At 67.5% G+C, this 15319-nt stretch carries 3 protein-coding genes; all 3 read left to right on the top strand.

Annotation, left to right across the window (positions count from 1 at the left end):
* Nucleotides 1-129 precede the first annotated feature (129 nt).
* The 3 genes from DWF74_RS02165 (at nucleotide 130) to DWF74_RS02155 (ending at nucleotide 15315) form a co-directional block, all read left to right on the top strand.
* Nucleotides 130-1287 carry a substrate-binding domain-containing protein gene (locus tag DWF74_RS02165; protein WP_115580195.1) on the top strand — a complete coding sequence of 386 codons (1158 nt, stop codon included), beginning with the start codon at nucleotides 130-132 and terminating at the stop codon, nucleotides 1285-1287.
* Nucleotides 1288-1438: 151 nt separating this feature from the next.
* Nucleotides 1439-2599: a substrate-binding domain-containing protein gene (locus tag DWF74_RS02160; RefSeq protein WP_115580194.1), complete on the top strand. Its 1161-nt coding sequence runs from the start codon at nucleotides 1439-1441 to the stop codon at nucleotides 2597-2599.
* Nucleotides 2600-2934: 335 nt separating this feature from the next.
* On the top strand, nucleotides 2935-15315 hold the full coding sequence (locus DWF74_RS02155) for a filamentous haemagglutinin family protein (RefSeq protein ID WP_115580193.1): 12381 nt from the start codon (nucleotides 2935-2937) through the stop codon (nucleotides 15313-15315).
* Nucleotides 15316-15319: the final 4 nt, after the last annotated feature.

The raw sequence follows: 15319 nt of genomic DNA, 5'->3' as shown, positions 1-15319 counted from the left end.
AAGCTGCGAACTTCTCTCTCCATGGCCTCACCCCTCAAGCCCTCTGGATCAAGGCTTCTGGCCCGAGTGCCATGGCGTCATGCAAGAGCTATTCACCCAACGTACGAACACGACGAAAGGAGATTCTTCATGTTTAAGCGCAACGTTCTCGCGGCATCCCTGACCCTGGCTGCCCTGTGCTCGGCACAGGCTGCTCTGGCTGATATCAACGGCGGTGGCGCCACCCTGCCACAACCGCTGTACCAGACCGCTGGCGTACTGACCGCCGGCTTCGCTCCCTACATCGGCGTAGGCAGCGGCAACGGCAAGGCTGCCTTCCTGAACAACGACTACACCAAGTTCGTGGCCGGCACTACCGGCAAGAACGTGCACTGGGCGGGTAGCGACTCCAAGCTCAGCGCTGCTGAGTTGAGCGCCTACGCCACCGGTCACGAAGCGGCCTGGGGCAAACTGATCCAGGTGCCTTCGGTGGCCACCTCGGTAGCCATTCCGTTCAACAAGGCCGGCACTGCTGCGGTCAACCTGAGCGTCAATGACCTGTGCGGCGTGTTCTCCGGCCGTGTTTCCGACTGGAGCCAGATCGCCGGTTCAGGCCGTACTGGCACCATCACCGTGGTTTACCGCAACGAAAGCAGCGGCACCACCGAGCTGTTCACCCGCTTCCTGAACGCCAAATGCGCCGAGACCGGCACCTTCGGCGTGACCACCAACTTCGCTACCAGCTACACCGGTGGCCTGCCTGCCGGCGCTGTGGCCGCTGTGGGCAGCCAAGGCGTGATGGATGCCCTGAACGCCGGCGACGGCCGCATCACCTACATGAGCCCGGACTACGCCGCGCCGAGCCTGGCCGGTCTGGACGACGCCACCAAGGTGGCCAAGGTGGCCGGCGTTTCGCCTGCACCTGCCAACGTTTCCGCCGCCATCGGTGGCGTTCCGGTTCCAGCTGCGGCCGATCGCGGCAATCCGGACAAGTGGGTACCTGTCTTCGGCAAGGCCGGCGCAACCGGCACCGTGCCTTATCCCGATACTGGCTACCCAATCCTGGGCTTCACCAACCTGATCTTCAGCCAGTGCTATGCCGACGCCACTCAGAGCGGCCAGGTGCGTGACTTCTTCGCCCGTCACTACGGCGCGACCACCAACAACGACGCGGCCATCACCGCCAACCGTTTCGTACCACTGCCTACCGCTTGGAAAACCGCGATCCGCACCACCTTCGTGACCGCTTCCAACACCCTGAGCATCGGCAACACCAACGTCTGCAACAACATCGGTCGTCCGCTGTAACGGCGAACCCCACCGAGCGGCAACACCCGATCAGCAACGGTTTCGGCCGTTGCTGATTTTTTTCATCCAGCATCTGTTCAGAGCGCGCATCCAGCGGGCTTACGCCCTCCGAACGGCCAGTGACATCACCGGATAGGACAGGAGTCTTGTCATGCCCAAAGCTCAATGGTTGATCGCTTCACTGTTATACGGCGCGTTCTGCGTCCAGCAGGCCCAGGCGGATATCAACGGTGGAGGCTCGACCTTTACCCGGCCGCTGTATCAGACCGCCGGGGTGTTGCCCGCGGGGTTTGCGCCCTACATTGGCGCGGATCAGGGCCGGGACAAGGTGGCTTTTCTACAGAACAACTACAGCGTGCTGGTGCCTGGCGCAGCCCCCAAGACCGTGCATTGGGTGGCCAGTGAGTCGAGGCTGAGCGCGGTGGAACTGAGCAACTACGCCTTGGCCTATCAGGCGCAGTTCGGCAAGCTGATCCAGGTGCCTTCGGCAGCCACGAGCGTTGCAATTCCGTTCAACAAGCCCGGCAGCCATGAACTGGACCTGAGCATCGACACCTTGTGTGGGGTGTTCTCGGGGCGTCTGTCCCGCTGGGAGTGGATCCAGGGTTCCGCACGTAGCGGCCCGATCACCGTGGTTTATCCCAAAGGTAGCAGCGGCTTCACCGAGCTGTTCACGCGTTTCCTGAATGCCAAGTGCAATGAAACCGGGACCTTTGCCGTGACCACCTACTTTGATTCCAGCTATTCGGGCGGGCTGCCGGCCGGCGCGCTGGCGGCCAATAGCGGTGACGCCATCATGACGGCGGTGAATGCCTGGGATGGCGCCATCACCTTCATGAGCCCGGCCCTTGCGGCACCGACCCTGGCCGGTCTGGATGACGGGAACAAGGTGGCCAGGATTACCGGCGTCTCGCCGGCGCCGGCCAACATTGTCAATGCCATCAATAGCGTTGCGCTGCCTCCCATCGCCGAGCGCAGTAACCCGGACAAGTGGGTGCCGGTGTTCGGCAGGAACTGGGAACAGGGCGTCTTGCCTTATCCGCAGAGCGGCTATCCGATCCTGGGCTACACCAACCTGATCTTCAGCCAGTGCTATGCCGATGCCACTCAAAGCAATCAGGTCCGTGACTTCTTGGCTCGCCACTATGGCGCGCTTGAGGCTCGAAACAATGACCAGGCAATCAGGGCTCAGGGCATGCTGCCCTTGCACCCGTCCTGGAAAGCCGCCGTGCGTTCCAACTTCCTGAGCGCCACCAATGCCTTGAGCATCGGCAATCCCAACGTCTGCAACGGCATCGGCCGGCCACTGTGAGCGGGCTCCGGCAGCGGCTTGGGCCGTTGCCGGAGCCCAACGTCGCCTGCATTACACCCGCTAGATGAATTTTTAGTGACATCCGTTCGGTCGCGCTCCGCGCCAACGGCCTATCCCCTAAAGCAGTGACGCGTGCCCTGGGCCCTAGGCTCTGTACGAAAAGATTTGAGACGAAGGTCAGGCAAGGCGAAAACGGTCGAGGAAGCGGAGTTTACGGGGTGTAAATGAGCATTCCGAGACCGTTTTCAACGCAGCATCACCGAGTATCAAGGCTTTTCGTACAAAGCCTACAAGCGTCGCGCTCCCGTGGGCGTCATAACAAAGGATGAGTAGTCATGGTTCGCTGCAAACCACCGGTCAAATCCCCAGCCCAGCGCCTTGATGGCGAGTTGCCGAGCCTGCGGCTCAAGCCCCTGGCCCAGGCCATTGCCTTGCTGATGGTGGCGGGCAGTGCCCATGGCGCCACGGCCTTCAGTTCCGGCTGGTTCGCCGCCAAGGGCGCGTCCCAGGCCGCCACCGCCGCGCGCACCAACGGCCAGGTGCCGGGGATTCCGTCGTTGTCCCAGCAGACCCGGGCCAACCAGCAGTTGCAGCGTTCCTTGAGCAATCTCAACGCCAGCGTCGCCGCCATTGCCGCCCAGCAGGCGGCCCAGGCCGCAGCGCGTCAGGCGGCCTTTGGTACGGTGAGCCAGATTCCCGATGGCCTCGGCCAGGGCGGGCTCAAGGTCGACAACAGCCTGGCCCAGGGCTGGATCAACGCCAAGGGGCCGGTGCAGAGCCAGTCCGGCGGCAAGACCACGGTAACCATCGAACAGACCGCCGACAAAGCCATCCTCAACTGGGAGACCTTCAACGTCGGGCGCAACACCACCGTGGATTTTCAGCAGCAGTCCAACTGGGCGCTGCTGAACAAGGTCAATGACCCCAACGGTCGGCCCAGCGAGATCCAGGGCCAGATCAAGGGCGCCGGCACGGTGATGATCATGAACCGCAACGGAGTGATCTTCAGCGGCACCAGCCAGGTCAACGTGCGCAACCTGGTGGCGGCTGCGGCCACCATCAGCGACGAGCAGTTCACCAAGCAAGGCCTCTATGTGGACGCCAACGGCACCCAGCCGACCTTCACCGATGCCCTGGGCAAGGTCCAGGTGCAGCGCGGCGCGCTGATCCAGACCCACCCGGCAGCCAGCTCCACCGAGTCTGGCGGCTACGCCTTGCTGCTGGGGTCGGAAGTGGAAAACGCCGGCACCATTGTCACCGCCAAGGGCCAGACCACCCTGGCGGCCGGCGACAGTTTCTACATCCGCCGCGGGGTCGGCACCAGCGGCAATCAGCACTCGACGACACGGGGCAACGAGGTCGCCACCTCGCTCAAGCCCGGCAGCACGGCGGGCACGGTCAGCAACACTGGCCTGATCATGGCGTCCACCGGCGACATCACCCTGACCGGGCACCGGGTGCAACAGAACGGCGTGGCCCTGGCCAGCACCTCGGTGGACACCCGCGGCACCATCCATTTGCTCAACGCCGCCAGCGACAGCAGCGGCAGCGTGACCCTGGGGCAGGGCAGCACCACCGCGATCCTGCTGGACAGCAGTGGCAACACCGCCCTGGACAGCCAGCGCAACAATGGCCTGATCAACCTCGACGGCACCCCGACCAACCTGATCAGCGGGCCGTTCAACAACTTGAGCAGCGTGGCCGACCGCAGCGACCAGTCGCGGGTGGAGATCGTCAGTGGCGGCACCGTGGATTTTCAGAACGGCTCCATCACCCTGGCCACCGGTGGCCAGGTGGCGGTCAGTGCCGGGCAGCGCAGCCTGGTGCGCGACGGTTCGGTGATCGACGTGGCCGGCGCGGTCGGGGTCAAGGTGGCGATGGAGTCCAACACCATCAAGATCAACGTCCAGGGCAACGAGCAGCGCGACTCGGCGGGCAACCGCGACAGCGGCCAGTTGATCAACAACGATGTCTGGGTCGACCTGCGCGAACTGGTGTTCGTTCCGGCCGGTACCAACGGCTATGCCACTGATCGCTGGTACACCGCCGGCGGCCTGCTGGAAGTGGGCGGCTACCTGGGCACCCAGGGTCACAACATTGGCGAGTGGATGGCCCAGGGCGGCACCCTGACCTTCACCGGCAAGGAGGTGGTGACCCAGTCCGGGGCCCAGTTGAACCTGTCCGGCGGCACCGTCGATGTGCAGGCCGGCTATATCCAGCAGACCTGGCTCAAGGGCGTTGACGGGCGCCTGTACGAGCTGTCTCGAGCCCCGGGGGATTTGCTCTACACCGGCATCTACAAGGGCTACGTGGACAGCAGCCCGCGCTGGGGCCGCACCGATTACTACTACAACCCGCTGATCGCCCAGCAGCGCCGCTACGAGGCCGGCTACAGCGTCGGCCGCGACGCCGGCAAGCTGGTGATCGGCACCGGCAACGCAGTGCTTGAAGGCCAGCTGGTCAGCGAAGTGTTCAAGGGCGACCGCCAGACCCAGGCGCCCAACGTCAACCTCGACGGCTACCAGCAATCGCACAAGGCCGCGGCCCAGCGCGCGCAACTGATCATTGGCAACTACACGCCGATCTACAACAAGGCCAGCGGCACCCTGCGCTATGCCCTGAGCCCGACCGTGGACAAGGTGCTGATCGAGGCCAACCAGCAGCAGATTGCCGCCGGCCTGGACCTCACCACAGCCCTGCCGGCCAACCGCCAGGGCCAGCTGGTGCTCGACAGCGACACCCTCAACGGCTTCCAGTTGGGGGCGATCAAGGTCGGCGCCAAACAGCAGATTCAGGTCAACGGCGCGCTGCAGGTGGCGCACGGTGGCGATATCACCCTGTTCGGGCCAGAGGTCCAGCTCAACGCCAACCTCACGGCCCACGGCGGCAGCATCAACGCCGGCAACGTGCTGAACCAGGTGGATGTGAACCGCAACTTCGTGGTCGGCGATGTGATCCTCGCGCCCAGCGGCGGCGCCCAGGCCCGGGTCAAGGTGGCCGATGGAGTCAAGCTGGATGTCAGCGGACGCTGGAGCAACCTGGCCCTGGACCCGTCGGACAGCAGCGGCCTGGCCTTTATCAACGGTGGCAAGCTGTCGTTGCGCAGCAGCGGCGACCTCAACCTGGGCAACGGCACCCTGGTGGATGCCAGCTCCGGCGCCAGCCTCGGCTATGACGGCAAGGCCAGCGGTGGCAAGGGCGGCGACGTGACCCTGGCCGCCGACGGCCAGCTCGACCTCAAGGGCGAGCTGCGCGGCCATGGAGTCAACGGTGGCGGCACCCTGGCTCTGCAGGCGCACAAGGTGCTGATCGGCGCCAAGGACGTGGCCCCGCAAGCCGGAACCTTGCAACTGGCGGGGGACTTCTTCAACAAGGGTTTCGGTGCCTACGACATCACCGGCAATGAAGGCCTGACGGTGGCCGACGGCGCCCAGGTCGAGGTCAAGATGCCGGTCTACCGCCTCGCTGCCCAGGCTGGCAGCAGTGCCACTGGCAGCGATCCGGCCAGCGTTCTGCAGCCCTGGCTGCCGGACCTGTACCAGCAAGACGCGGCCAAGGGGGTGCTGACCCAGCGCCGTGGCGCCGGGTTGACCCTGAGCGCCGGCAATCAGTACTCCACGGCGGCCCAGTTGGCCACCACGGCGTTGTCCGTGGGGCAGGGCGCGGTGATCAGTGTCGACCCGGGGCAGGCCATCAACCTGCGCAGCGTCGGTCAACTGACGATGAACGGCACCCTCAATGCCTGGGGCGGCAGCGTCAGCCTCGGTGGTTTGACGGTGGCCAGTTCCGAGGCCGCCAATGCCGCCGGCCACGGGCGTTCGATCTGGGTCGGCGAGCAGGCGCTGATCGACGTGGCGGCGCGGGCGGTGAGCGCGGTGGACAACCGTGGCCGTCATTACGGTCAGGTGCGCAATGGCGGCAAGATCGCCATCGGCGGCGAGATCGACCTGGCCAGCGGCATTGCCAAGGCCAGCGACCTGTTTGTGGTGGTGCGCGACGGTGCGCGTCTTGACGCTTCCGGGGCCCAGGCGGCCCTGGACATTCCCGGCCAGGGCCGGGTGCAGGTGGCCAGCAACGGTGGCAGCATCAGCTTCGCTTCCAACAACGGCCTGTACCTGGACGGCCGCTTCGTCGCCCGGGCCGGGGGCGCCGGCGCGGCGGGGGGCACCTTGTCCCTGGCCCTGGAAAGCCCGTACTACATCAAGAACGCGGTCAACGACCGGGTGCTCAAGGCGCGGGAGCTGGTGCTCAGCCAGGTCCACCAGGGCAGTGGGCTACCGGCCAGTGCCGACGCCGCAGCCGCCAGCCTGGAGTACGGCCATGGCCGCCTCGGGGTGGATCAGGTCACGGCCGGCGGTTTTGACAATCTGGCGCTACTGAGCAACGGCCTGCTGAGCTTTGACGGCGATGTGTCGCTGAACATGGGCCAGAGCCTGCGCCTGTACAGCGGCGCGCTGAACCTGAGCGAGAGTGCCGCGGCCAACGCCCGGGTCAATCTGTCGGCGCCCTACCTGTTGCTGGCGGGCATCCTCGCGCCACTGGAGGCCAAGGATCAGTACCTGCGCCCGGTGTCCACCGGGACGCCATCGCAACGGGGCACCCAGGCGCAGTTCAATGCCAGCGCCAATCTGATCGATGTGCGCGGCAACGTGGTGTTCGGCAGCAAGGGCACCTTGCGCCAGGCCGACAACAGCCTGCTGAACGTCGAGCGCCGTGGCTTCGACCATGTGCAACTGACCAGCCAGGGCGATATGCGTTTCCTCGCCGGGGCCGGTGTCGATGTGATCGCCAAGGGCATCAGCACCCAGCTGCTGACCCAGGGCGACATGACCCTGCGGGCCGCGCAGTTGTACCCGGCCACCGAGGTCGGGGCCCGGGTGATTGCCGGTTACCTCAACGATATCTCCGGCACCCGCATCAACTTCGACCCCAGCCGTACCCTGACCATCGGCCGCACCGGAAATGGCGACCCGGCGGTGCCGTACTCGGCCTTCGGCCGCCTGCAACTGGGTGCGGCCAGCATCAAGCAGGGCGGGGTGATTCGTGCGCCCCTGGGCCTGATCGAGATCGGCAACCTGGGCGCCAGCCAGGTGGAGTTGCTGCCCGGCAGCCTGACCTCGGTCAGCGGCAAGGGCCTGGTATTGCCTTACGGCGGCACCGTCGACGGTCAGGTCTACAAGTACAACGGCAAGACCGTGACCTTCCTCGGCCAGGGCGCCCTGGTGAATGAGAACAGCGACCTGAGCGTCGGGGTGATCCTCGGGGGCCAGTCGGTGCAGGTGCAACCCAATGCCACCGTGGACCTGTCCGGTGGCGGCGAGCTGCTGGGGGCCGGGTTCATTTCCGGGCGCGGCGGTTCGACCGATGCGCGCTACAGCCCGCTGGTGCAGATCGGCGCCAACGGCAGCTTCATCCTGCCGGGCCTGGGCAGCAACCCGATCTACGCCATCGTCCCCGGGGCACAGCCGGGCTATGCGCCGGTGGCTCCGGAAGGCGGCGCGGTGGACCCGTTGATCGGCCAGCAGATCACCATCGGCAGTGGCGTGCCGGGGCTGGCGGCGGGCACCTACACCCTGATGCCGTCCACCTATGCGCTGATGCCGGGGGCCTTTCGCGTCGAAATCAACGGCTTGGCCGGGCTTGGCAGCGAAAGCGCGGCCCAGCAGCTGCGCAATGGCTCCTGGTCCACCGCCGGGCGCCTGTCGATCGCCAACACCGGGATCAGCAACAGCGTGGCCAGTCAGTTGATCCTGACCTCGGCCGATACCCTGCGGCGCTATTCCCAGTACAACGAAACCGGCTACGCCCAGTTCGCCCTGGCCGATGCGGCGCGCCTCGGGGTGCCCCGGCCGATGCTGCCGGTGGACGCCAAGACCCTGAAGCTGGCGCTGCAAGCGGGGGCCGGGGAGCAGGCCTTCTCCTTCCACGGCATCGGTCGTTTCGACGCCGCCCAGGGCGGCTACGGCGGCACCGTGGCGATCTTGAACATGGGCAGCGGCGGCATTGAAGTGGTGGCCGCCGGCAAGTCGGCCACCAGCGGCTTCAGCGGCGTCACCCTGGACGCGGACAGCCTCAATACCCTGGGCGCGGCGCGGCTGATGCTCGGTGGCCTGACGCTGGTCAAGTACGGCCAGGGCGGCAACTACATCACCCTGGCCGAAGGCATCAACGCGCCCAAGGGCTCCATCACCTTGCGCGAAGGCGTGACCCTGGCCGCGCCGGAAGTGTTCCTGGTGAGCAACAGCGGCGAGATCGTCCTGGAGCAGGGCGCCTCCATCAACACCCTGGGTCGCGGCAAGGCCAGCTATGACGCCCGGGACGGCTTCACCTACCAGGTGGCCAATATGCTGGCGGTGTCCAATGGCCTGCTCAATGTCATCAGCAAGGTCCAGGCCGGCGGGCAAAGCAGCGGCGGCATCAAGGTCGGTTCCTGCGCCAGCGCGCCCTGCAGCGGGCAGACCGCGCTGTATTCCGAAGGCAGCATCGTCGCCCTGACCGACAACACCTTCGAACTGGGTGATCAGGTGCGCTACGGCACCCGCCACCTGAACCTGGGCCTGAACAACATCAATGTCGGCAGCCCCGAAGCCCTGGCGGCCGCGGCGGCGGGCAACCGCCTGCCCAGTGGCATGACCCTGACCCAGCAAGTGCTGGATCGCCTGCTGCGTGGCGACACCCAGTTCGGTGCGCCGGCCCTGGAGACCCTGCAGCTCTCGGCGCGGGACGGTTTCAACTTCTACGGCAGCGCCACCCTGGACACCTACGACCCGCTGACCGGCAAGTCGCTGCTGAGCAACCTGATGCTCTCCACTCCGGCGATCTACGGCGCGGGCGGGGCCAATGACGTGGCCAGCATCCACACTGCCAACCTGATCTGGCAGGGCGCGGTGACCCCGGCCGGGGCGGTGGTGGCCGGAGGGGCCGGGACCGGCAGCGGGCGTCTGCAGATTGACGCCGAGCGCATCGAGTTCGGCTACGGCGCCTTCGCCCAGCCCAGCACCACCCAGAGCTTCGACCGCCTGGCCCTGGGCTTTGCCAACGTCAACCTGAATGCCAGCCAGCGCATCACCGCCAACCACAAGGGCAGCCTGGCGGTCTACCAGAACCAGGGCGCCTTCGACCCGCTCAGCGGCTTTGCCTACAGTGGCGGCAACCTGAATATCATCACCCCGCTGATGACTGGCGAGGCCGGCTCGGTGAACCGCATCAGCGCCGGTGGCGCCATCGACATCGGCGCCTCGGCGGGCCCCCGTGGCGCGGCCAATGGCCAGGGCGCGGAACTGTCCCTGCAGGGCGACAGCATCCGTCTGGCCAGCGCCGTGGTCCTGCCCAGCGGCAAGGTGACCCTGGGCGCCCGTGGCGATGTGCTGTTGACCGACGCGGCGCGGGTCGATGTGGCCGGTCGCGCCATCGCGTTCAACGACCTGACCCGATACGGCGCCGGCGGCGAAGTGCTGCTGCAAAGCCGCAGCGGTAACGTGCTGCAGGCGGCCGGCTCGACCATTGATCTTTCGGCCAGCCACAACCAGGCCGGCAAGCTGCGGGTGGTGGCGCTGGACAGCGCGGCCGGGCGGGTCGACCTGGCGGGCAGCATCCTCGGCGGCAGCAGTGGCCAGTACGATGCCGGCGGCACCCTGGTGCCGTTCCTCGGCGGCGCGGTGGAAATCCAGGCCCAGCACCTGGGCAGCAGCGGCAGCCTGGACGAGCAGTTCGCCGCCCTCAACCAGCGCCTGAACCAGGGGCAGGTCTTTGGCGCCCGCAGCTTCCAGCTCAAGCAGGGCGACCTGACCATTGGCGACGGGGTCAAGGCCAGCAGCATCAACGTCTCGCTGGACCATGGCAGCCTGCGGGTCAGTGGGCGGGTGGACGCCAGTGGCGCTCGGGTCGGCAGCATCAACCTGGCGGCCAGCCAGGGCCTGACCCTGGACAGCGGCGCGCTGCTGGACGCCCACGGCAGCACGCTGCGGGTCGACAGCTTCGGCAAGATCATCGACTCGCCGAACCGCGCCAGCGTGGTCCTGAGCTCGGGCCAGGGCCGCCTGACCCTGGCCGACGGCGCGCGCATCGACCTGCGCCACGGCACCGATGTGGCGTCGGGCAGCGCCCCGGGGCAGAACGACGGCCGCAGCCGCGGCACCCTGGAACTGAACGCGCCGCGCATCGTCCAGGCGGACCAGAGCAGCAATGACATCGACATCGATGCCCGTGGCCGCCTGGATATCCAGGGCGCGCGCTCGATCGCGGTCAACGGCATGATCAGCTACGACGATGCCCCGGAAAAAACCGACGCCACCGCCAGCGGGCGCCCTTACCAGGAGATCACCCAGGCCTACCTGGAGGCCAAGCACCTGCAAAGCACCGCCTTTATCAACGCTGCGCTGCAGAACAACGACCTGCTGCACAACAAGCTGGCCGGCCTGAACAACGCCACCTACGCCGATGCCTTGCACCTGCGGCCCGGGGTGCAGATCGTCAGCAAGACCGCCGACGGCGACCTGGTGGTGCAGGGCGACCTGGACCTGTCCGGCTACCGTTACGCCAGCCTCAACCCCCACACCCAGAAGGACGACAACGTCTACGGCTCCGGTGAAGTGGGCAGCCTGAGCCTGCGCGCCGGTGGCGACCTGAACGTCTACGGCAGCATCAACGATGGTTTCGCCCCGCCGCCGGGCACCGATGACGACAATGGCTGGATTTTGCGGGCCGGCATCGACTTCACCGGTGGCGATATCGTGATCCCGGGGGGCGGCCTGTCCCTGGCCGACGGCACCCTGTTCCCTGGGGGCAGCACCCTCAACTACGACTTGCCGATCAAGGCCCTGACGCTGCCGCAGGGCACGCGCCTGCCGGTGGCGGCGACCCTCAGCGAGAGCCTGGTGCTGCCGGCGGGCACGGTGCTGGCCGCCGCGGTGCGCGACAGCAACGGTTCGTTGCTGTTCGCCGCCGGCACCCTGTTGAACCAGAGCCTGACCCTGAACCCGGGCAGCGTGCTGGAGGCCGGCACACTGCTGACCGCCAATACTGCGGTGAATGCCCTGACCTGGCCCAAGGGCGTGCCCCTGCCGGGCGTTGCCGGGGCGCGTAACCTGGTGGTGCTCGACGGTGGCAAAGAGCTGTCCCGTGGGGCGCTGATTCCTTCGGGCACCGATATCAAGCTGCCGGGCGGGGTGGCCTCGGTGCTGTTGCGGCCGGAAAACGGCGGGCGCCAGGGCAAGCTCTGGGCCATCGCGCCGATGCTGACAGAGGGCGCACAGTCCTGGTCCCTGCGCCTGGTGGCCGGGGCCGACACCGCGGCGGCCGACAGCCGCGTGCTGCAGAGCCAGCCCACGGCCGGCAACCTGCACCTGGCGGACAGCCATTACGGGATGTTCGGTCAGGCGCAGTATGTCTGGACCGAAGAGGGCTCCCTGGACTTCTTCGGCGACGACAGCATGGTCGGCCAGCCGGTCAACTTCGACGAGTTCGGTGACCCTGCGCTGTGCGACAACACCCCCAGCTACTGCGCCGTCGGCGACTCCTACGCCCTGGTGCCCAGCAGCACCCGGTTCAGCGTCGTGCGCACCGGTGCCGCCGACCTCGACCTGCTGGCGGCGGGCAACCTGAGCATGGATTCGCTGTTCGGCGTGTACACCGCCGGCACCTCCTCCAGCGCCACCTCGGCCAGCGATCCCTACAACCTGGCGCGGGGAGGCAACGGCCAGAAAGTGCTGAACAACGTCGCTGGCGGCTACGAGTCCCTGGTGGACGGTGGCGCCAGCAGTGTCTACCGGGCCTGGTACCCGGACGGCGGCGGCAACCTGCGGATCAAGGTCGGGGCGAACCTCGGCGGCAACATCGTGACCCTGCCCAACCAACTGCCCCCGGGCCGCCCGGTGGCCAGCGACACCGGCAACGACTCCAGCAACGTGGGCAACTGGCTGTGGCGCCAGGGCAATGACCTGAGCGGCGGCGTGGCGCGGGACACGGCCTGGTGGATCAACTTCGGCACCTACACCGCCAACAGCGCCGGCGGTGCCGATCAGATGGTCGGCTTCACCGGCTTCGGCACCCTGGGCGGCGGCAACCTGGAGGTCGAGGTCGGCGGTGATGCCGGTGCCCTGGCGCCCATGGCGGCGCCGGTCTACGCCAGCTACGTCAACCCGCGCAGCACCGGGCTGATCCTGGCGGTGGGCAGCACCGGCCGGGTGGCCGCCGATGGCAGCCGGCAAGTGACCGGCGGTGGCGACCTGACCCTGCGCGTCGGCGGACAGGTCAACCCCTACAGCCAGGTCGGCTTTGGCGTGTTCAACGGCGCCCTGGTGAACCTGCGCGGCCATGCGCAACTGAGCAGCGCAGCCCTGGGCAGCCTGGACCTGCACTACGGCGCCCAGGCGGCGGACCAGAGCCGCAGCGAAACCCGGGCCTTCGAGCCGCAGCGGGCGACCCTGGCGGTGGCCGCAGGCGGCATGACCCTGATGCCGGGCGATGCCACCTTCAGCCTGTCGACCCGTGGCGACCTGGTGCTGCAGACCGTGGCCGACCCCGGGCGCGCGCCCCTGGCCAATGGCTGGGCCTACCAGGGCGCCAGCGGGGCCACCGGCATCGGCCAGAGCTGGTTCTCCCTGTGGACCGAGCGCAGCGCCATCGACCTGTACTCGGCCGGGGGCAACCTCACGCCGTTGACCAGGGGCACGGAAACCGACATGGCCACCGTCTACCCGCCGACCCTGCGCGCCGTGGCGGCCAGCGGTAGCCTCTACTACGGCCAATCCAGCCTGTATGAGGCGGGGGCGGCGGTGGTTCCGGCGGCACTGGTGCTGGCGCCTTCGCTGAACGGCCAGTTGCAGCTGCTGGCCGGTGACTCGATCTACGGTGGCGAGTTGACCGTCAGCCGCTCCAGCGCTTCGGCGCAGGCGCTGGCGACCCCCGAGCACCCAGCCTTCATGGCCACCAGCGCGACCCTGGAAGGGATTCCCCTGGCGGCCAGCGGCAATCTCTCCGCCGATGGCAACCGGGCCCGCGGCGGGGTGTTCCCGCTGTTTGCCTTCGGTCCCAACACGGCGACCAACCAGTGGGCGGGCAACACCGAGCCGTCGCGGTTCTATGCCATCAACGGCGACTTGCTGGGGGTCAGCAGCGGCCGCGTCCTGACCCTCACCACGGCGTCCGACCCACGCCTGGGACAGACCTACTATGAAGGCGGTGGCGCAGTCTGGATGAAGGCCGGCCAGGACATCGTCAGCAGCGGCACCGGTCTTGGCGGGGCCAAGGGCGGCAACAGCACCTATGGCGAATACACCTTCAGCGGCAACCTGTTCGTGCAGCACAACCCCAGCGACATCTCCATCGCCAGTGCCGGGCGCGACATTCTCTACAGCAGCTTCAACGTTGCCGGCCCCGGGACCCTGGAGCTGACCGCGGGGCGCAACATCCTCATGGAAGACCGGGTCAGCGTCACCAGCCTCGGCGCCGTGGCGGCGGGGGACAGCCGTCCCGGGGCGAGCATCGTGATGCAGGCCGGGGTCGGTGCCAGCGGCCCGGATTATCGACGCTTTGTCGAAGCCTATCTGGACCCGAGCCGCCTGGCTCAGCCTGGCGAAAGCCTGTCGGCGGGCAAGGTGGCCAAGACCTACGAGGGTGAGCTGCTGGACTGGCTGGCGCAGCGCTTCGGCTTTGTCGGCGACAGCGCCCAGGCCCGGGCCTACTACGCGGCCTTACCGGCGGAGCAGCAGCGGGTGTTTGCCCGGGATGTGTATTTTGCCGAGCTCAAGGCCGCCGGGCGCGAGTACACCCAGGACGGCGGGATACGCCAGGGCAGCTACGCCCGGGGTCGGGCGGCGATTGCCGGGCTGTTCCCGAGTACCGATGTGGCCGGCAACCCGATCACCTACAAGGGCGATATCACTCTGTTCGGCGGCGCCGGGGTGCACACCGATTTCGGCGGCAATATTCAGATGCTGACCCCGGGCGGCCACCAGACCTTCGGCATCGAAGGCACCGCGCCGCCGGCCTCGGCCGGGGTCATCACCCAGGGCGCGGGGGACATCCAGCTGTACTCCCTGGGCAGCATCCTCCTGGGCCAGAGCCGGATCATGACCACCTTCGGCGGCTCGATCATGGGCTGGTCGGCGGCGGGCGACATCAACGCCGGCCGGGGCTCCAAGACCACCGTGGTCTACACCCCGCCCAAGCGGGTCTACGACACCTGGGGCAACGTCAGCCTGTCACCGTCGGTGCCCAGCACCGGGGCCGGGATCGCCACCCTCAACCCGATTCCCGAGGTGGCGGCCGGCGACATCGACCTGATCGCACCCCTGGGCACCATCGATGCCGGCGAGGCGGGTATCCGGGTCTCGGGCAACGTCAATATCGCCGCACTGCGGGTGGTCAACGCGGCGAACATCCAGACCCAGGGCAAGTCGTCCGGGGTGCCGGTCACGGCGGCGGTCAACACCGGCGCCATGAGCTCGGCCAGTGCCGCGGGTTCGGCGGCGTCCCAGGCAGCGGAGGAGGCGGCGCGCAATCAGCAGGCGGCAGCCAGGCAGGGCCGGGCGTCCATCGTCACCGTGGAAGTGCTGGGCTTTGGTTCCGAACCGGTGCAACGCCAGCGTGAAGAAGCCAGCCGCGCCCCGGGCTACAACCCCGACAGCCCAGTGCAGGTACTGGGGGCCGGGCCCTTGAGCGAACAGGCCCGGGCGCGCCTGACCGATGAGGAGCGTGGGCAACTGACGCTGTAAGGTG

It is taken from the genome of Pseudomonas protegens (genome assembly GCF_003363755.1).
Taxonomy (GTDB): domain Bacteria; phylum Pseudomonadota; class Gammaproteobacteria; order Pseudomonadales; family Pseudomonadaceae; genus Aquipseudomonas; species Aquipseudomonas danubii.
The sequence above is the reverse complement of the archived record's forward strand: the minus strand, read 5'-3'. Positions and strand labels throughout refer to the sequence as shown.